14 protein-coding genes are annotated in these 19,143 nt (G+C 54.8%); 9 read left to right on the top strand and 5 right to left on the bottom strand.

The window, feature by feature from the left end; translation table 11 throughout:
• Nucleotides 1–27 precede the first annotated feature (27 nt).
• Genes F3J41_RS11045 through F3J41_RS11035 form a run of 3 tightly spaced genes read right to left on the bottom strand, consistent with a single transcriptional unit; the run spans nt 28 to nt 8,349 of the window.
• Nucleotides 28–4,110, bottom strand: coding sequence for an Eco57I restriction-modification methylase domain-containing protein (locus F3J41_RS11045; RefSeq protein ID WP_166711133.1), 4,083 nt, complete (start codon nt 4,108–4,110; stop codon nt 28–30).
• Entirely contained in the window at nt 4,107–7,247 is a 3,141-nt protein-coding gene (gene drmD, locus F3J41_RS11040; protein WP_166711131.1) for a DISARM system SNF2-like helicase DrmD, read from the bottom strand. The genes F3J41_RS11045 and drmD overlap by 4 nt, the downstream gene beginning before the upstream one ends.
• Before the next feature lie 49 nt (nt 7,248–7,296).
• The gene (locus tag F3J41_RS11035) at nt 7,297–8,349 is read right to left on the bottom strand and encodes a DNA cytosine methyltransferase (RefSeq protein WP_166711129.1); all 1,053 of its coding nucleotides are present in this window, start codon (nt 8,347–8,349) and stop codon (nt 7,297–7,299) included.
• Between the two features lie 639 nt (nt 8,350–8,988).
• Between F3J41_RS11035 and F3J41_RS11025 the strand changes: the two genes are divergently transcribed.
• From F3J41_RS11025 to F3J41_RS11010, 4 genes are all read left to right on the top strand, one after another.
• Nucleotides 8,989–9,867, top strand: a complete 879-nt coding sequence (locus F3J41_RS11025) for a GyrI-like domain-containing protein (protein WP_166711127.1) — start codon at nt 8,989–8,991, stop codon at nt 9,865–9,867.
• Between the two features lie 186 nt (nt 9,868–10,053).
• Complete coding sequence (locus tag F3J41_RS11020) at nt 10,054–10,449, top strand: DUF6088 family protein (RefSeq protein ID WP_058776421.1); 396 nt, start codon at nt 10,054–10,056, stop codon at nt 10,447–10,449.
• On the top strand, nt 10,442–11,398 hold the full coding sequence (locus F3J41_RS11015) for a nucleotidyl transferase AbiEii/AbiGii toxin family protein (protein ID WP_166711125.1): 957 nt from the start codon (nt 10,442–10,444) through the stop codon (nt 11,396–11,398). The genes F3J41_RS11020 and F3J41_RS11015 overlap by 8 nt, the downstream gene beginning before the upstream one ends.
• Before the next feature lie 70 nt (nt 11,399–11,468).
• Nucleotides 11,469–11,798, top strand: a complete 330-nt coding sequence (locus tag F3J41_RS11010) for a DUF1493 family protein (RefSeq protein WP_058757234.1) — start codon at nt 11,469–11,471, stop codon at nt 11,796–11,798.
• Between the two features lie 37 nt (nt 11,799–11,835).
• On the opposite strand, the gene F3J41_RS11005 is transcribed toward F3J41_RS11010, so the two are convergent.
• A complete protein-coding gene (locus F3J41_RS11005) occupies nt 11,836–12,615 on the bottom strand; it encodes an NAD(P)H-dependent oxidoreductase (protein ID WP_166711123.1) in 780 nt (259 codons plus the stop codon).
• Nucleotides 12,616–12,705: 90 nt separating this feature from the next.
• Here F3J41_RS11005 and F3J41_RS11000 point away from each other — a divergent pair, with 90 nt between their 5' ends.
• From F3J41_RS11000 to F3J41_RS10985, 4 genes are all read left to right on the top strand, one after another.
• A complete protein-coding gene (locus tag F3J41_RS11000; RefSeq protein WP_166711121.1) occupies nt 12,706–13,596 on the top strand; it encodes a LysR family transcriptional regulator in 891 nt (296 codons plus the stop codon).
• A 160-nt stretch (nt 13,597–13,756) separates the two neighbouring features.
• Entirely contained in the window at nt 13,757–14,626 is an 870-nt protein-coding gene (locus F3J41_RS10995; RefSeq protein WP_021506745.1) for an SDR family oxidoreductase, read from the top strand.
• 44 nt (nt 14,627–14,670) lie between these two features.
• Nucleotides 14,671–15,849, top strand: coding sequence for an arabinose transporter (locus F3J41_RS10990; RefSeq protein ID WP_166711119.1), 1,179 nt, complete (start codon nt 14,671–14,673; stop codon nt 15,847–15,849).
• Between the two features lie 79 nt (nt 15,850–15,928).
• Entirely contained in the window at nt 15,929–16,975 is a 1,047-nt protein-coding gene (locus F3J41_RS10985) for a DUF1176 domain-containing protein (RefSeq protein WP_058776427.1), read from the top strand.
• A gap of 33 nt (nt 16,976–17,008) precedes the next feature.
• Here the strand turns inward: F3J41_RS10985 and F3J41_RS10980 are convergent, their stop codons facing one another.
• The gene (locus tag F3J41_RS10980) at nt 17,009–17,629 is read right to left on the bottom strand and encodes a TetR/AcrR family transcriptional regulator (protein ID WP_058757190.1); all 621 of its coding nucleotides are present in this window, start codon (nt 17,627–17,629) and stop codon (nt 17,009–17,011) included.
• 323 nt (nt 17,630–17,952) lie between these two features.
• Here F3J41_RS10980 and F3J41_RS10975 point away from each other — a divergent pair, with 323 nt between their 5' ends.
• Nucleotides 17,953–19,092, top strand: a complete 1,140-nt coding sequence (locus F3J41_RS10975) for an MFS transporter (protein WP_233210728.1) — start codon at nt 17,953–17,955, stop codon at nt 19,090–19,092.
• The last annotated feature ends 51 nt before the right edge of the window (nt 19,093–19,143 follow it).

The following is a 19,143-nucleotide window of genomic DNA, read 5'->3' as shown; positions in this document are numbered from 1 at the left end:
AACTTAGTTTTAAATTAATGTTGGGGATTATTTTCGTGGCGTGCTTAATCTCTTAGCTTTAGCCGCTTTTACATGCAAGTCAGCAGCAAGTTCCTCCTGATAGCGAAGGCGATTCAGTTCTGACAACCGCTGCAGTACTTCGACACGGGCAGTCTCCGATATAGTGAAACGGACGCGATCTCTCTCGGGCAGATATGGTACTTCGTGGAAGCCGTGCCCGAGATCGAGATCGTCCCAGCCGTAGGCGTGTGTGACACTGATGTCCATTTCACATTGCAATGCGCGTAATCCCTCAATACGGGGATCGCGTTCGGTGTGTGTATGGAAGCGATTATAAAACTTAGTCAGACCGATGCGATCAGCAAGCATAATTTCAATGCGTGCTTCATGGAACCTATTACCTAAGTCATCAAGCAAACAGTCCTTTACATCATTGAATCCATCCGGGAAAACGAATGGTTCAAGCGCATCTGTAGGGCTGTATCGCAAGTCTGTCTTGAGTCTTGATGCATGCTGCCATGCGAAGACAGCATGTATATTCGATTGTAACAGAGCAAAATTTCTACCACGATTGTGTGAGAACACAACGGTCGCATCTGAAAACACAATGTTGGAATCGACAAATGAGAAAGCTAGTGTCTTACTGACACGCGTGATCGCAATCACTTTTGAAGACAGTGCTCCATTGGGAGAGCAGTTATTTGGGTGGCATTCGAAATGATGACCACGACCAATTACATGGTAGAGTTCCGGACGATGGCGCCAGAACAACCACCACATAGACATGATGTCGCGGTAGGACTTTTCTTTGCTCTTAACCAGCCGCTCCAGGTACACATTTTCTTTGATCCATTCATAAGGTTCTTTGTAAGTAGCTGCTTTTTTTTCCGGCCAATCCCAGAAATTGATTACCCAACGGCTTGGTTTCTGCTCTGGGTCCGAATTGAGATCATCTCCGTTTATGAAGGGGAAGATCACCTCGGCGTTTCTAGGATCTGCATCCAACATCCTGCGAGCTTGAACAGGGGAGAGTAAGAAACCCTTACCTAGTACGATCGAGCCTTGATATGCTAAACCCGCGTTCGCTTTCAGTCGCTTCGGACTCCATTCTTCACGATCAGATAGGAATGCTGAAATGAAAGATTTCTTATTTCCGAGTAAATTGCGTTGACCTTTCCATACGCCCTTGTGGATATGCACACGGCTTGTAACGACAGCTGCTTTTCCTGGCCAAGGTTCGTTAGGATAGGCTGCGTAGATGATAGCTCCATCGTTCAGCATCCATTCAAGCCCACCTTTTCTAGTATCGCCCTCCGCAATAGAGTTTGTAGCAATAAATCCGAAACTACCACTGCCTCGAATAATATTCCAAGCACGGCGGAAGAAATGCGCTACCAAATCAGCGTTTTTACCAGCTCCTGGATGTTCAATGGAAAGCCAATCGTTGTAGGCAGCTCCTGTCACAGTGCTGATACGCTTTCCTCCAAGAAAAGGGGGGTTACCTACAATGCCATCAAATCCTCCACAATGCTCAAACACCTCAGGAAATTCTAATGGCCAATGGAAAGGTTTACGAGAAAGCTTACCGGTGGGCAAATCAGTAGAAAAAGCTGTGATTGCCCTTTGCTGCATTAACGCTAATTGTTCATTATCACCTTCCATAGCTTGCTCGGCTTGGATGGCAAGAGATGCTAAAGCTGTTTCCAATGCTACGGCATTGCCGCCAGTAGCAAATACTTCCCCAATAAACGCGTCTGCAATACATTCCGGTACATTTAGTCTGCCTCGCGCATTGGCGTTAAGCTCTGCCATAGATTCCACATCGTGCATATTACGGATAGGTGTTTCACGTAATTGCTGGCGCAGCGCAATGGCTTCGTGTATGGCCTGCTTGATATCTTTACCAAACAGACGCAGCTGTCCTTGAGTTGTAGGACTCATCGAAAGCTGGGTAAGTTGATCCATCCGATGGATGCCTAGCAAACTGTCACCGCAACGTAAATTGTGGTCAAGAAACCCAAATGGTCGGCCCTTAGCTAACGTTACTAGCCAGATGGAAAGCTTGGCGAGTTCGACTGCCAGCGGGTTGAGGTCAACACCGTATAAGCAGCGCTCGGCGATGAGGCGACGGGCGATAACGATACGTGCATCAGTATCTCGTGGTAGTGGCTCCCTGGCATCTAGATCTTCCAGTACGTCTCCGTCCACACTTATCATCTTTCCTGTTGCTTCAGCCTGCGACCAGGCTTCGACGAGACGATCGGCCAGCCAGCGACAAGCCTGTACCAGAAAAGCGCCCGACCCCATGGCTGGGTCGCAGATCTTGAGGTCAAGCAGTTCGGCGGAGGATTTGAGTCGCCAGCCTTCACGCAGCGAACCTTCTGCAGGACCGACATAGGCCACTGGTGTCAACGTCTCGGTGACGATGGCTTCGGTAAGGGACTTGGGCGTGTAATGAGTACCAGTTTCGCGTCGGTTTGAGCCGCTGGTTACGATGAAGGCACCAGCGGGGTAGACTAGCGGATAACCCCAAGGGTCAGTGCGCAGCAGATGGGCATAAGGTTTGATACGATCACGTAACTGGATGTCACCTTGGCAGGTAGTGAGTAGGCGATCAGCCAAGGTGTCATCGACATTTTTGTATAGACTGTTGCGTACTCGGCTGACAGAACTGCCGGAGCGCTCTTGCAACAACTTCATTAATTGTTCGGCACCAGCAGTGTTCGCTGCATCCAGCTCGGCCAGTGTAACCCATGGATACTGTGATTTCTTGGTGGCATCCAGTTCCAGTGTGACTTCATCGGTGCGCCTTACGGTGCGTTCCAGCAGACCTTCATATACGTAACCGATTTGTTCGACGTCCAGTGCGCGATATGAGAGTGTTCGGCCCTGGAATTGCTGGATAGCTTCTAGCAACAACAGAACTGTGCGGTTATCAATCGGCAGTGGCTTGGCTGTATCTGTCCGCCAACTGGAACCTTTAGCCCGTCCTTCCAGAAAAGGAAAATGATCAGGATCGAATAGTGAACTACCCAGTGCAGGTAGACGAAGACTTTCATGTTCCACCCCGCAGAAAACAGCACGGAAGACCGCCAGCAGGCGCGACCAAGCGTCCCAGCGTCGTTCTAGGATTTCTTCGGGTACCTTGCGTAACTGCATACGTAAGGTGGAAAGTGCATAGTTGGCTTCGTATCGTTCATCGCCCAAAAGAAGCAGGCCGCGCTCCTCTGCTGAGAGCAGAAACACCAAGCGCATCATCACTGTCAGAGCCGCTTCATAGAGTTCGGACTCTTTTACGTTGTAAAGTAGTTCACGGTTGCGATCCTGATCAGCTTTATCAAGGGACTGGATTAATACTTCTACAGCGCGACGTACTTGTTCTCCCAGTGCATCGGTTACTTCATCCTGATATTTCAGAGAACTGTCGAACAATGCGGGTAGTTGTTCGGATTCATCGACGAAAAAACGGCGGATACCGAGCAGGTGCACGAAGGCCTGCAGTGTTATGGGCTCTAGGTTCCAGAGTCGAGCATACCAGCTGGCGAAGCTGGTGACTGCGCCTACAGGGGCATCCACCAGCATCCAGCGTTCGCCATTGGTCACCAAACCAAGGCGACACTCCCTGGAGCGGCACAGCTGAACCATACGTTCCGTGGGTGTAGCGGCCCATCCGTCTATTTTCAAAGTTGCGTCAAGATCGATATCTTGCGCATAGGTATGAATGAGCATCAAAGGCTTGTTCGCGCATTGCTCGTCGACAATTGCTAGATTTGGTGACAGAACTACACCATGGTCAGGGAGAAAAGTGTTCAAGTTGGCGGCGCACCAGTCTGTGCCCTTTAGTACATCGCCTTTCCCATCCTCATCAAACTCAAGGCCACGTGAAAGAACTTCTTCAATCCACGCGAAATGCAATTTGTTGAACTGAGGATCTTCTTGTTCCAGTGCTTCTCGCCACTCATCGTAAGCTTGGCGCAGTCGTTTGCGCTTAGCAGCGTCTAGCTCTTCCAGCCCTTGCGGGAATGCATCTTTTAGTACTGGTACAGCAAGGAAGGGGCCTGAAATGTCGATTAGCGAGAGCCAATCATCGTGTATGCTGGCCATACTCATGCTTCCCCCCTCTGAACAGTAGATTCAGGTACTAGGAAGGTAACAGCAACAGGAAAAGTACGATCGTCGAGTTTAGCGTAGCGAGTTTCGATGGCTTGGATCTCCTGTTCACGCTCTTCAGGAATACGTGAAAGGCGAGCTTTCAGAGCTGCGGTGTCACGTTTGAGCTGGGTTCGTTCATCCTCTGAGAACAGTGAAAATTGCTCAGGTTGTTGATCTTTTTTTAATTCGATACAGATGGTTTTTTCAAGTTCATCAAGCACTGTGCTAATGTCCGTCAATTCTCGATTCTTACTGAGCTGAAGAGTATTACTCAAATCTTTGAGCCGGTCTTTTGACCTAGCGTTCACTGACTGTAGAATAGCGTGTTGTGCACGCTCAAAACGAATACGGATGTCATCAAATAGTGAGTCAGAAGCTGTCATTGGCTTACTATTATCTAGCCATAGCTGAACTTTATTGACCCCTTCTTCACGGCGGAAGGATTTATCCCCAAGATAACCTCCAGCTGTTGTCAACTCTTCGTGGAGGCGATGGTAATTGCCTCCGGTGATAACCAGCCTTGAACTAACTACTACGGCAAGGCCATCAATTAGTGTGTCGGGCACCGAACGTACAGTAACACGATGCAACTTCTTCACGTCATCGCGAGCCCATACTTCTGCTCGTAACAGACGTAGGCACATCTGTACCAGTCGATGATTCAAATGAACGAGTACGACATCGTCACGTCCTCTCGCCACGGTATGGTCAAAGGTGATAGGGCGAGTTTGTAGAGTATAGGGATGGCGTAGCCCCTCCAGGCAACGAGCCCAGGATCCTGACAATGCTGGCATTTTGAATGTTGAACCAGCTGGAGCATCCGGAAGAGCAAACGGCTCCAAATGTGGTCGGCCTGCCAAAGAAAGTCCCGTATTTACAGCCATGAGGATATGTTCTGGCGTTAGATGGAAATCGTTTTGAGTGGATAGTAGCCGGTCATGTAACCGGGCTATCCGCTCTTTCAGTTCACGATCGGCGCTTACGAATCGTTTAGTTTTGGCAATCCGAGCTTCTGCAATACGAGTATCAAAATCCCTGATAGATCCTTCAATCAGCTTCGACATCTGTGGCGCGATAACCGGATTGACACTACCCATGTCTGATCGCATAGATTCGAGCTTACGTAGAGCTCGGATGATGTCCCCACTATGGCCTCCAATGCTAGCTTGGCTATTTTCATCGCCATCGACAGGATGCCAGATCAACACCTCTTTCTGGCGTTGACCATGACGGTCAATACGACCATTGCGCTGTTCCATGACATTGGGATTGTAGGGGATCTCAAGATGGATTAAGCAGTTACAGTGGTTCTGCAGATCGATACCTTCAGATGCTGCATCGGTAGCAAGAAGAATACGAACGGCAGAGTCTTTGGGAGCGGTCTGGAAGGCTGCTTTTACTTTCTCACGTTCGTCCTGCGCTATACCACCATGTAGGATCGCAAGGCGCTCCCCACCAAATCCATGGCTGGCTAGGATCTCATGTATCCACTGGAGGGTAGTGCGATATTCAGTGAACAGAATTACCCGATGTTCGTTCCAATGACCGTTTGTTTTCAGATTGGTATCAAGCCAGCTGAGCACGGCTTTAGCTTTGGAATCGACTTGGTTTCTGGCTATCTGTGCCCATTTACGTAGTTCACTCAGCATTTGTTGCTGGTCGGTCGTGAGCGGCTGAGCTCGACATGAAGCTTCTTCAACAGCCTCAGATTGCGCGTTCTCTACCTCTTGGTCGTTAGCGTAATCTTCATCAACACGAAGAATAGCTTTGCGCAAGATGCGGTCGTCCATCGGACTATTATCACTACGCAGGTTTCCATAAGTCAGACTAGCGATGTGTTTTTCGAGTGTTGATGCGAAGGCCGCAGGGGAGGAAAAGAGCCGTTTTTTTAGTAGCTGATTCACGAAAGCAGTCCCGAATGTGCTACCGGTTTTCTCTGCACCTAGTTCTCGGCTCTTGCAGTAGTCATTGAGTTTTGAGTGAATTTCGCGTTCTTTGGCAGTGTATAAGATCGGTAAGGCTTCAAGCTTACGTTGGGCGTAAAGTAGATTGCCGTCAGCATCGACGAGATCGCTCTTGAGGCGACGAATCATTACTTGATTGAGCTGCTTATCGTCCGGGAGTATATTTCTGGCGAAACGTTGGTCATCCAGAAGTTCGAGCAGTGAGGTGAAGGATTCGGTATAGCCATTATGTGGCGTAGCGGTCAGAAATAACCTGTGCTGGAAGTGAGGACTGATTGAACGGATGAAGCGCGTTCTCTGACTCTCTAATGCGTAGTTTGCCCCAGCAGCCGGTGCGATATTATGTGCTTCGTCAATGACCAATAGATCGAACTTGCGTGGGTAGCTGCTATACAAGGGCAACACATCGCGCATAGCTCTCAAGCCTTCGCCACTTTTGGCCCAATCCATGGATGTGATCAGTCGAGAATGCGATGTCCACGGGTTGGCATGGATCCCGCGTTCTCGGCGAAGTTGCTTGATGTAGCGAGTGTCGACGATTTGAAATTCCAGTCCAAACTTTTCCTGCATCTCCATCCGCCACTTTTCCTGTAGCGACGCAGGGCAGATAATCAGGACTGTACGGGCTCGATGTCGAAGCAGCATTTCCTGAATGATTAATCCAGCCTCAATAGTCTTACCTAAACCGACATCATCGGCTATGAGGAGATTGACACGGGCCATATCAATTGCACGCACCAACGGATCGAGTTGGAAGTCTTCTATACTAACGCCACTGCGAAATGGGGCCTGCAGGAAGCCTCGGTTAGCATTAGTGGCAGCTCCCCAGCGCACTGCGTCAAGGAAAGCATTAAGAGTGCTGGAGTCGTCTTGGCCACTGATTGTGGGCAGCCCAGCTCGCTCAATAATCTGGGCACCTACCTCAATTTCCCAAATAACCTCAAGTTCTTCCCCCAAACCATCTTCATCAATAGATGACAAAGTTACTGCGTGCTGTTGAGCTGAGGCAGATAACAATTGAGATGAAGTAACTTCCACAACAATCCATTGACGCCGACGGACCTCAACCAACTGACCGGGTTCTGGAATAGTTCGCTGTACTCGGATATCAGGTGTATTAGAAATTTCCATATTGTTTTCAGGCTCTAATTCAGCTAACTAAATGATTTATATATATCTTTTATTTCACAGCGACCATTTTTACATTTGCAAGATGTGAATTAATGCTACGTGCAATTGCTCGGCCAAGTTCAACAGGAACTGCATTCCCGATTAGGCGCCCTAGAATCCTTAAACTTACCGGCCCATCATGGGGAATAAATGCATAGTTACGAGGAAAACTCTGAAGAATTGCCGCTTCTCTCAGGGAGATTGCGCGGTTCTGTTCAGGATGCCCAAATCGACCATTTCCGAAACCATAGCACTGCGTTGTCATGGTTGGTGCTGGTTTGTCCCATTCCATACGGCCATAAACACTAGCGTAAGTTCTGCCACTTTCTGTTCGATGACAATCGGCAACAAGATGTTCTGGCCAGTCACGCCAGGTTCCTCCTGGTTTTGAGGCCTTAATACGTTCCAGATTCTTATCTGACAATGTGGAGGTAACATGCAGTTTATCTCTTGGAGCGGCTTCACCAGCTTTTAATGCGCGCAGATGGCCTATAGCTTCTCTTACTGTTTTGGGTTTTGTACACGTTGGAGAAGACATTTTTATCTCGCCATGGAGTGATGCCAATAAAACCATTCTCTTACGTGTTTGTGGGACACCGAAATGAGTGCAATCAACAATGCTAAACCATACGCTGTAGCCAATACACTTCAATGCCTCGACGAAGTCGTGGAACACTTGGTGTTTAGCCACAGTAGGAACATTTTCCATCGTGATCACGTCTGGGCGGGTACCTTCTGCTAGGCGTGCAAACTCATACAGGAGCCCCCATTTACCATCCTTACCATCCGATTCATAACGTTGTGTATAGGTAGAAAATGGTTGGCAAGGCGCACAGCCAGCGAGAATTTTGATGTCAGCATCGCCAAACAATGCATCTAATTCGGTTGTTGTTACTTTGCTTATATCCCGTTCTATAAATTTGGCATTGTTGTTTGATTCATAAGGAAATTTGCAGGCCGGATCCATGTCAATTCCTGCAACTACAGGTAAGCCTTCAAGTACAAGGCCATGCGTTAATCCACCTGCACCACAAAACAAATCGACACAAGATACTTTCTTCATTTAACTCTTCTCATCTTTTCAAAGACTTAGAGATACTCAAAATTAATTATTACAAGAGTATCAAGATCTTAATTCCACTTCATTAGTATTTGCATAACGTCCAAGATGCATCCATTTGCGAGCGCCTTTAGCTTACAACTTCCATAATGAAGTATTTTATGTATAAAAATACAGCATTTTGGGGCTGCACATAAATGGTGATTTTACTGTTACCAGACCATTCTGTGATTCATTCAACCGATAACCAGCGATCTAGACTGGAAAGCCCCATACCAAAAGTTGTTTGCTTATATGATCTCATTAACGGCCGGTAGGGTAAATCAATACTAGATACTGGTTAGATGTCTGTTAAACCCGTGACGATTCAGTCCAACTATAGGGCAGGATCGTCTACCGGGGTGGGGTCAGTCCAATTTGAGACGGTATAGCTTTGATCGACAACCAACTGGGCTGATTCGCATTTGAATTCAGGACTAAAATTTCTTCTTTTCATTGGAGCACCTGTGTTGTTCTGAGGTGAGCATATTACCTCTGTATAGGTGGACAAATTCAGTAAGCCACTACACCCTCAAAACTCCGCAAGATCCATCAGGCCCACTCTCCGCCACACGGGCATACTCATTCCCCAGAGAGGATGCTATGCCAGTAAACAAAAACGATCACCGCGAGACCTATCGCAAGCGCTTTGACAAGGTGTTTGACTACATCGAACGCCATCTTGATGAAGCGCTGCTGCTGGAGCAACTGAGTGAAGTGGCGCACTTTTCGCCGTACCACTTTCACCGCCAGTTCAGCGCCTGGTGCGGCATGCCGCCGGGGCGTTACATCCAGCTGATGCGGCTCAAACGGGCGTCGTACCGGCTGGCATTCAATCCGCACGAGAAAATCATTGAGATTGCGCTCGATGCCGGTTTTCAGCATGCCGAATCATTCAGTCGCGCCTTTAAGCAGGTATTTGACGTGACGCCGAGTGAGTTTCGTCAGCAGCCGGTATGGATTACCTGGCATCAGCGCATGCCTCAGCCACCCGTCAAACGGAGAGAGAGTATGTCAGTTGAGATTAAAATGTTTGCCACCACGCCGGTGGCGATGCTCACGCATCACGGCGATCCGCAGCGCATCAACGAAACGGCAGCGCAGTTTATTGCCTGGCGCAAAAGTAGCGGCGCATCGCCGGTGCGCAGCAGCCAGACGTTTGGTATCGCGCCGCACGATCCGGCCAGCACGCCAGCCGCGGATTTTCAGTATCACCTCTGCGGCTCGGTGACTGCACCGATTAACGAAGACAACGCCTTTGGCGTCGTTAACAGCACCATTCCCGGCGGACGCTGCGCGGTGCTGCGTCATCACGGTTCGCACAGCGCGCTGACCGAGCTGGCGCGTTCGCTCTATAGCGAATGGCTGCCGGCCAGCGGCGAAGAGCTGCGCGATTTCCCGCTGTTCTTCCACTATCACAACTTCGTGCATGAAGTGGCGGAACACGAATTGCTGACGGATATTTATCTGCCGCTTAAGTGATGAGGAATCCCGATGGCGAAGGTCATCGGGAATGACTTCATGCAGTAACACTGTCTGCTAACCTGAAACCTTAATTATGCTGAAACCTGCTGAGAGCAAGGCCTGCAGAAGACTTGATGTCGTATGTTTGCTTTCCATAATGTCGTATGTTTGCTATGATGAAAAAATGAACAGAGAGGACGCAACATGACTATTAAAGCGCGCATGCAGTCACGGCTGAAACGCTCTAAGCGTTATGTTTTCACGCGTGATGACTTCAACGATCTTGCCGGTTACGACCAGATTGGCCGTGTACTGCGGGAACTGGTGAACGAAGGTCAGCTGCTTAAGGTCGGCTATGGTGTGTACACCAAAGCAAGAAAGAACGCGATTACGGGCAAGGTAATGCCTGCTGCACCCGGCGGTTCTGCTGCCGTTGTCATCGAGACGCTCGAACGTCTGAAGGTTGATTATCGTCTGGTTGGCGCGTCGGATGCCTATAACAGTGGGAAAACCACGCAGATTCCTGCATCCATGCAGATCAAAACGTCGCCACGTTTTAAACGCACCTTGTCAGTAGGAAGCAGTAAATTAAATGGATGACTTCATAGCGTTATTTCCTGATGTAGCCGATGCATTAGGCATCGAGTCTGTCGCTATCGTGGAAAAGGATTTCTATATTGTTGAATTGCTGCGGCTGTTACAGCCTTTGAACTTCGGGAGCCATCAGCTGGTATTTTGTGGTGGAACCGCTTTATCTAAGGCGGGTATTGCGCTTAACCGCATGTCTGAAGATGTGGATATCAAGCTTGTTCCCGTCGCCGATTTCTTTGATAAAAACTCACGCACGCAGCGCAAAGCCATTCGTAAACACATCATCGCCGAAATAACGGAAGCTATAGCCGCTTCAGCGTTTTTTCGTTTTGATGAGGCATACCCTAAAACTATTCGCGATGAGTATCGTTATAGTGAACTTCCCATTCGTTATCCGCAGAAATACGCTCAGGTGCCATGCCTGAGGCCCTTCATTAAGCTGGAGATCATTGAGGCGACATTACTTGAACCGCCAGAAAAGCGTGATATTCAGTCGCTTGTCACTTCCCTGACACAACAAGGCGTTACGGTGCCGGGTTTTCCCTGTGCAACAGTGCTCGCTACCCAGGCGGAAAAGCTGGTGTCCATGATGCGCCGCACTGCGGCACGCATCAGAAGGCCGCAAAGGGAAGACGATGCATCTTTAGTACGGCATGTGTACGATAATTTCTGCATTACTCGCACCCATAAGATTGATTTAGCACGGCTAAAAGCATATGTGCGTCAATGTATTAAAGAGGATATCGAGCGGTATGGTATTCAATATCCCGAATTCTGCACCTCCCCAATTGCAGAACTCAGAATGGGTTTAGAAGAGCTGGCAGAGAATCCTGTTCACCGCCAGCGTTATCAGCAATTCGTTGTGCCCATGGTTTACGGCCAGTCTCCGGCTTCCTGGGAGGAGGCATTTGCCCGTTTTCGGCAGACGGCTATTGAGGTCCTCAGCGCCGCACGTTAATGCTTAGGCGAAGAGGGCAAGGCATGGCAAAATGCCCTGCGATCCAATCAGCACAGGCGAAGAGGCGACGATGACAGAGCAACTCGAACAGCGTATCTATGAACTGGTGCGGCGCTATGACGGCGTGTATCTGTTCAAGCAGAAAACGCTCACGCCGCAGATTGATATCGACAGCGATCTCAACTTCGAGCGCGACGAAGCCGCCGCGCTGATGGAGGAGTTTTTCAGCGAGTTCGCGGTCGATCGCGCGAATTTCGCTATTGAAACCTACTACCCGGACGAACCGTCGCTGGCGCAAATCCTCAACCCGTTCAACAAGCGTGAAGTGCCGGTGGTGCCGGATTTCACGCTGGGCATGCTGATTGCGTCGGCGCAGGCGGGGCGCTGGCTGTTTGAATAATACGGCAGCGCGCCGCTGCGGTTTGGCGGCCTGCGGCTCAGCGCGCCACGTGCACGCCAAATCCGCGCTCACCTTCCGCAAGATCCTCGCGCAGCGTCAGCGCCGGAATCACATATTCACCGCCGTTCTGGCGACGGAAGGCAATCGGTTGATCCTGCGCTAAGCGATCCAGTCGTTGCGCCAGCGCGGCGCACCAGCCGGCAAAGCGTTCCTGCGCCGACTTCTGCACGCGATACAACACCAGCGGTGGCAACACGCTGAAGCCGGGATAGAACAGCATGCCGTGCTGGATCGGGAACAGCAGATCCTCAATCGGGCCGTTGATGCCGCGCGGCGCGTAGTGCGACTCCCAGCCACCGGTGGTCACCACCAGCATGGCGCGCTTGCCGGCGAGCGTGCCTTCGCCGTAGCGATCGCCCCAGTGGTGATCGTTGTGCTCGCCGACGCCATAGGCAAAACCGTTGGCATACACGCGGTCAAACCAGCCTTTCATGATTGCCGGCATCGAAAACCACCACAGCGGAAACTGAAAAATCACCGTGTCGGCCCAGCGCAGCTTCTCCTGCTCGGCGGCAATGTCCGCTGCCTGCAACTGGTTGTCGTAGGCGAAGCGCGAATCCAGTGTGGCATCAAAATGCGCGCCCACCGGGGGCACCAGCGTGTCGGCGGCATCCAGCTGCGCTTTCCACTGCATGGCGTACAGATCTGACACCTGCACCTGATGGCCCGCCTGCTGCAGATGATTCACGGCAAAGTCTTTCAGCGATCCATTCAGCGAGCGCGGTTCCGGATGGGCATACACAATCAAAACATTCATGGCGGTATCCTGTGAGATGAAAACCGCTGCAGGTTAAGCCAGCGCTGGCTATAGTAGAAATCAATTACTGATATCTCAGGTATAGATGGCATGAATATGCACTCGCTGGATTTGAATCTGTTGCAAACCTTAGACGTGCTGCTGGTGGAGCAGAACGTAACGCGCGCGGCGCAGCGCCTCAATCTGTCGCAGCCGTCGGTAAGCGCTCAGCTGGCGCGCCTGCGGATGCTGTTTGACGATCCGCTGCTGTTGCCCGGTCCGCGCGGCATGTTGCCCACCGCCCGCGCCGGGGCCCTGCGCGAACCGCTGCGTCTGGCACTGGAAGCGCTGGAGCGCGCGGTGGCACCGCCGGCAGCGTTCGATCCGGCGCGCGCGGAGCTCACCTGGCGCATTGCCGCCACCGATTACATGTCATCGGCGCTGATCCTGCCGGCGCTGAAACTCATTCGTGAAGCGGCACCACGCAGCCGCATGGCGGTGTTTGCACTCAATCCGCCGCAGGTGGCGCAGCAGCTGGAGAAGGGCGAGCTGGATGTGGTGTTTCACACCGGCGACAACGCGCCGCCGACGCTGCATCAGCGCCGCTTGTTCAGCGAGCGCTACGTGCTGGCCGGCCGGCACGATCATCCGCAGCTGCAGCAGCCCCTGACGCTGGATCGCTTTTGCCAGCTAGAGTTTGTGATGGTTTCGCCAGATGGCGGCGGCTTCAGCGCCGCCACCGATCGCGCGCTGGCCAGGATCGGCCGCACGCGCCGCGTCGCGCTCTCGGTGCCGCATTTCCTGTTTATGCTCGATACGCTGGCCAACAGTGATTTGGTCGCCGTGCTGCCGGAGCGCCTGGTGCGAAACGCGCCGCAGCTCACCGTGCTTGCACCGCCGCTACAGATTGAAGGGTTTGACATCCTGATGCTGTGGCACGAGCGCCTGCATCGCGATCCCGCCCAGCAATGGCTGCGCCAGCAGATTGTGGCGGCGCTGTAAACCTGAACTCTCGCCGAATAAGTCGCGGTCTTCATGCCCTCAGGCCTTGTCCGTCAAGGCTTGATCCTGCATTGCTGATGCGATTAGCGCCATCGCTCCACAGCACGCATCATATCAACACGACGAAACACTCGCGTTTTAACGTGCAGGGGAGAAGATCATGCAGATATTTGTCACCGGGGCCACCGGCTGGGTAGGTTCAGCGGTGGTGGAAGAGTTGATCGCGGCGGGCCATCAGGTGACAGGGCTGGCGCGTTCGGCGGAAAAAGCCGTGGCGCTGGCCGTCACTGGCGCACAGGTTATTCGCGGTTCGCTGGAAGATGCCGACGTGCTGCGTGACGCCGCGCGTTCTGCGGACGCCATCATTCATACCGCGTTTAACCACGATTTCTCGCGCTTCGTGCAGAACTGCGAGCAGGACCGCCAGGTGATCGAACTGCTCGGCGAGGCGATTGCCGGATCGGATCGCATGCTGCTGGTGACGTCCGGCCTGTCCGGTATGGCGCGCGGGGCGACGGAGCTGGATCAGCCGCAGCCGGTGTCACCGCGTCAGTCGGAAGCGGCGGCGCAGGCGCTGTCGCAGCGCGGCGTGCATGTGGCGACAGTGCGGCTAGCGCCGTCAGTGCATGGCCTCGGCGACCACGGTTTTGTGCCGATTCTGGTGCGGCTGGCGCGTGAGAGCGGGATTTCCGCCTGGTGCGGCAGCGGTGAGAACTGCTGGTCCGGCGTGCACCGTCGCGATGCGGCGCGCGTCTATCGGCTGGCACTGGAGCAGGGCGTCACCGAACGCGTTTATCACGCGGTGGCCGATGAGGCGGTGCCGTTCCGCGCAATCGCGGAGACGATAGGACGCCAGCTCGGATTACCCAGTGGCGAGCGCGACCGGGCTCATTTTGGCTGGTTCGCCAACATGGCGGCGGGCAACATGGCGGTCTCCAGCCAGCGCACGCGCACGCTGCTGGACTGGTCTGCAACTCGCCCGGACCTGCTGAGCGAGCTCGACACGCCTGCCTATTACACCCATCTCTGATATCACGCTGCCGCTGCGCGCGGCAGTTTTTCTGGATTATATCGATGAAAAATAATGTATTTATCACCTTGCTGCCGGTGACGCTGGCGGTGTTTATCGCTTTTCTCACCATGGGGATGCAGCTGCCGGTGCTGCCGCTGCATCTGCAGCAGAATCTCGGTATGGATACGCTGGCGATCGGCACGGTCATCGGCGCGCAGTTTGTCGCGTCGTTGCTGACGCGTTCGTGGGCGGGCAACTTCGCCGATATGCGCGGCGCAAAACGCGCGGTGCTGACCGGGCTGTTAGTGGTGGCGAGTTCCGGCGTGATCTACCTGATTTCGCTGCTGTTCGTTGATCGGCCTGCCAGTTCGGTGGCCATCCTGCTGCTGGGGCGTGTAGTGCTGGCGCTGGGCGAGAGCCTGCTGGCCACCGGCGCGCTCGGCTGGGGGCTTGGGCTGGTGGGGCCGGCCAATGCCGGTAAAGTGATGGCGTGGATCGGTATCGCGATTTACGGCGCCTGGGCGCTGGGTGCGCCGCTGGGCGTGGCGATTTATCACGGCTGGCACTTCACCGGCATCGCCATGGCGATCATCGTGGTACCGCTACTGCCGCTGCTGTTTATCACCCAGGTGCGCGCCGTCGCGCCGACCTCGACCAAACGCACGCCGTTCTACAAAGTCATGGGCGCGGTGTGGCGGCCGGGACTGGGTCTGGCGCTCGCCAGCGTCGGCTTTGGCATGATCACCGCGTTTATCGCGCTGCTGTTTGCGGCCAGGGCCTGGGGCAACGCGTCGCTGGCGTTCACCGCGTTTGGCGTGGCGTTTATCGCGGCGCGCCTGTTCTTTGCCCATCTGCCGGATAAGCTGGGCGGCGCGCGCGTCGCGCTGGTATGCGTGCTGATTGAAGCCTGCGGTCAGCTGCTGATTTGGCGCGCTGATGACGCGACGCTGGTTTATCTCGGCGCGGCGCTGACCGGTTTTGGCTATTCGCTGGCCTTTCCGGCGTTCGGCGTGGAAGCGGTACGCCGTGCGCCGCCGCACACCCGCAGCCTGGCGATGGGGGCTTACGTGGCGTTTCTCGATATCGCGCTGGCAGTCACCAGTCCGCTGGCGGGCGCGCTGGCCGTCCACCGCGGCGTGGCTTCGGTGTATCTCGCCGGCGCGATTGCCGTGGCGCTGGCGATGCTGGTGGCGCTGAGCCTGATGGCGCGTCAGCCACAACCACAGGCAGCGATGGAATAAGACCAGCTGCAAAAAATTCACTTCTCCCGCACCGCAAAAATCATCACACTAGCCACCTTTACCATTAGGGAGAGATGGCATGAAAAGCCGATTGCTGCTGGCGCTGACGCTGTTCGCCAGCCTGAGCACGCCGTTGTGGGCCGACGAAGGCGTCTCGTTTAGCCATAAAGACTGGGAACTGGCTTGTGATAATACGCTGACCTGCCGCGCCGCCGGCTACAGCGCCGAAGAGGGCGCGGGCGGATCGGTGCTGCTGACGCGCGCCGGCGGGCCAGACAGCCTGACGCACGGGCGCGTGGTGCTGGCCGATACCGGCGACGATGATGCGCAGCAGGTGAATGCGCTGGCGCTGTGGATTGACGATCGCGCGCTGGGCGAAGTCAGCAAAGCGGAGAACGATGAGTGGACGCTAAGCGACGCGCAGACCCAGGCGCTGATCGCCGCCATCAAAGGCAGCGCCAGAGTGGAGTTTCGCGGTGCGGCCGAGCCGTTTGAGCTCTCCGGCAACGGGGCCTTTGCCACGCTGTTAAAAATGGATGAGGCGCAGGGACGGCTGAACACGCCGGGCGCGCTGGTGCGCAAGGGCAACCAGCCGGAAGCCAGCGTGCCGGCGGCAGTGGCGATGCCGGTGATTCAGCAGGTCCATGTGCTGAAAGCCGCGCCGCGCCCGCTGACGCCAGATGAACTGGCACAGGTCAAGCCAAAGCTGATTGCCTCGCTGACTGACGACGACAGCTGTGACAATCTCGCGCCGTCCGACGATCAGCCAGAAGAGGGCGCAGAACCGCCTACGCTGACGCCGGTAGATGCGCAGCACGTGCTGATCGCCGCGCTGTGCTGGCGCGGGGCTTACAACGAAGGCTATGGTTTCTGGCTGCTGGATAACGCGCTGCAGGGCACGCCGCAGCTGATCACCGATTCCGGATCTGATTATCACGACGGCGTGATCAGCGAAGCGCAGAAAGGGCGCGGCATTGGTGACTGCTGGAGCACCGCTGCATGGGTGTGGGATGGCCGCCAGTTCGTGCAGAGCAGCGAGGCCACCACCGGCATGTGCCGTGCCATCCGCGCCGGCGGCGCATGGCAGCTGCCAACGCTGGTCACCGAAGTCAAACCGGCGGGGTAATGTTCAGCGTGCGTCGCCAGGCGGCTGGGGCACTTAATCCGTCACGGATTTTGCCGCGTCCCAGACGGCCATGACATGGGCGATGGCGTTATCGATCTGCGCACCGTTGACGCCGTCGCGCACCAGCACCGACACGCCCAGCAGAAAAGCGTCGAGGGCGATGGCGAGGGCGGCGGCATCGGTGTCGGCGCGCAGTTCGCCGCTGTCGATGCCGCGCTGCACGCAGGCCGTCATACCTGCCAGCGTGCGGGCGCGTGAGCGCGCCAGCGGCTGGGTGACATCCGCGTGTTCGGCGGAAGGCGCACTCATCACGCCCAGGCCGACCATACAACCCAGCGGATGGCCGGACTCACACTGCATGCTGGCCGAGCGCCGCAGCGCGGTCTCCATTGCGGTACGGGGCGGCAGGCTGTTATCCCACAGCGGCTCCACCACCTGCGCGTAAGTCGACAGATAGCGCTGTACACACTCCTGAAACAGTGCCTGCTTTGAGCCAAAAGCCGCGTAAAAGCTCGGTGCAGAAATACCGCCGGCAATTCCCGCCTTCAGCTGCGTTAACGATGTCGACTCATAGCCGTGCTGCCAGAAAATCTTCATCGCCTGTTCAATGGCCGCATCACGATCGAACGTACGCGGCCGTCCCATAGTGGCCATCTCAGTGCTCCATTAATCTCAATGCTTAAATACTAATCGATACATAAGTCGTTGACAATGGTCTCGCACGTCAACTAATGTATCGATCAGTATATATTTGTGCCTGCGGGCGGCGGATAGCGTATCCGCGGTAGTGTGTTCTTAAGCCGTAACAGGTTATCGCACTTCGCCAATTTATATACTGATCGGTACATATAATTTCAACGAGCGGCGCGCGCCTTACCTGCACGCTGATGACATCGGGAACGCTGATTGTGACGACTTTGAATACCGCCGCGGATAAAACCCGGCCGCTACCGCTGGGCGCGCTGCTGGCGCTGGCCATGACCGGTTTTATCTGCATCATCACCGAAACCTTACCGGCCGGACTGCTGCCGCAAATGGCGGCGGGCCTCGGCATTTCCACCGCGCTGGCCGGGCAGACCGTAACCGTTTATGCACTTGGCTCGCTGCTGGCGGCGATTCCGCTGACCATCGCTACCCAGGGCTGGCGCCGCCGTAACGTGCTGTTGCTGGCTATCGTCGGTTTTCTGATTTTCAACTCCATCACCACGTTTTCGACCCACTTCGCACTGACGCTGGTGGCGCGCTTTTTCGCCGGCGCAGCGGCGGGACTCGCCTGGAGCCTGCTGGCCGGCTATGCGCGGCGCATGGTGCCGGTCCATCAGCAGGGCAAAGCGCTCGCCGTGGCGATGGTCGGTACGCCGATTGCGCTGGCGCTGGGCGTTCCCGTCGGCACCTGGCTGGGTACGGCGGTGGGCTGGCGCACGGCGTTCGGCATCATGTCGGCGCTGACGCTGCTGCTGATCGGCTGGGTGCTGCTGCGGGTGCCTGACTATCCGGGACAAAGCAGCGATCAGCGTCTGCCGCTGCGCACGGTGTTCATGACGCCAGGCGTGCGCCCGGTGCTGGGCGTGGTGCTGGCGTGGATGACGGCGCACAACATTCTCTACACCTACATTGCGCCGTTCGTTACCCAGGCGGGTCTCGCCGGGCAGGTGGACAGCGTGCTGCTGGTGTTTGGCATCGCGGCGCTGGCGGCTATCGGCCTGGCCGGTCGCCTCGTCGATCACCACCTGCGCGTCGCCGTGCTCGGCAGTCTGGCGCTGTTTGCGCTGGTCTCGCTGCTGTTCATCTGGCTGGCGCGCTTGCCGCTGCTGGTTTATGTCGGCGTGGCGCTGTGGGGGCTGACGTTTGGCGGGGCGGCCACGCTGCTGCAAACGGCGCTGGCGGATGCGGCGGGCGAGGGCGCGGATGTGGCGCTGTCGATGAATGTGGTGGTGTGGAACAGCGCGATTGCCGGCGGCGGTCTGGCCGGTGGCGTGTTGCTTACCCATTGGGGCGTGGCGTCTTTCCCGCTGGCGCTGCTGTTGCTGCTGGCGGTTGGCTTCCTCATCGCACTGCAGGCGCGTCAGCACGGTTTCCAGGCCGGGGCGCGGCACCAGCGCGTACAAGGTCACTGACCTGCCGGGCTGACTTAAAAAATTTAACCCACTGTTTTAAATGGCATTATG

Source organism: Pantoea sp. Ap-870, assembly GCF_011752515.1.
Lineage (GTDB): Bacteria > Pseudomonadota > Gammaproteobacteria > Enterobacterales > Enterobacteriaceae > Pantoea > Pantoea dispersa.
This window is presented reverse-complemented; position numbering and strand designations above follow the sequence as displayed.

What these genes read in the sequence shown, in the direction of transcription:
- F3J41_RS11015 (WP_166711125.1), top strand. Translation starts at nt 10,442, where the DNA reads ATGGATGACTTCATAGCGTTATTTCCTGATGTAGCCGATGCATTAGGC.
- F3J41_RS11005 (WP_166711123.1), bottom strand. Translation starts at nt 12,615, where the DNA reads ATGAATGTTTTGATTGTGTATGCCCATCCGGAACCGCGCTCGCTGAAT.
- F3J41_RS10980 (WP_058757190.1), bottom strand. Translation starts at nt 17,629, where the DNA reads ATGGCCACTATGGGACGGCCGCGTACGTTCGATCGTGATGCGGCCATT.
- F3J41_RS10990 (WP_166711119.1), top strand. Translation starts at nt 14,671, where the DNA reads ATGAAAAATAATGTATTTATCACCTTGCTGCCGGTGACGCTGGCGGTG.
- F3J41_RS10995 (WP_021506745.1), top strand. Translation starts at nt 13,757, where the DNA reads ATGCAGATATTTGTCACCGGGGCCACCGGCTGGGTAGGTTCAGCGGTG.
- F3J41_RS10975 (WP_233210728.1), top strand. Translation starts at nt 17,953, where the DNA reads ATGACCGGTTTTATCTGCATCATCACCGAAACCTTACCGGCCGGACTG.
- F3J41_RS11010 (WP_058757234.1), top strand. Translation starts at nt 11,469, where the DNA reads ATGACAGAGCAACTCGAACAGCGTATCTATGAACTGGTGCGGCGCTAT.
- drmD (WP_166711131.1), bottom strand. Translation starts at nt 7,247, where the DNA reads ATGGAAATTTCTAATACACCTGATATCCGAGTACAGCGAACTATTCCA.
- F3J41_RS11025 (WP_166711127.1), top strand. Translation starts at nt 8,989, where the DNA reads ATGCCAGTAAACAAAAACGATCACCGCGAGACCTATCGCAAGCGCTTT.
- F3J41_RS11000 (WP_166711121.1), top strand. Translation starts at nt 12,706, where the DNA reads ATGAATATGCACTCGCTGGATTTGAATCTGTTGCAAACCTTAGACGTG.
- F3J41_RS11045 (WP_166711133.1), bottom strand. Translation starts at nt 4,110, where the DNA reads ATGAGTATGGCCAGCATACACGATGATTGGCTCTCGCTAATCGACATT.
- F3J41_RS11035 (WP_166711129.1), bottom strand. Translation starts at nt 8,349, where the DNA reads ATGAAGAAAGTATCTTGTGTCGATTTGTTTTGTGGTGCAGGTGGATTA.
- F3J41_RS11020 (WP_058776421.1), top strand. Translation starts at nt 10,054, where the DNA reads ATGACTATTAAAGCGCGCATGCAGTCACGGCTGAAACGCTCTAAGCGT.
- F3J41_RS10985 (WP_058776427.1), top strand. Translation starts at nt 15,929, where the DNA reads ATGAAAAGCCGATTGCTGCTGGCGCTGACGCTGTTCGCCAGCCTGAGC.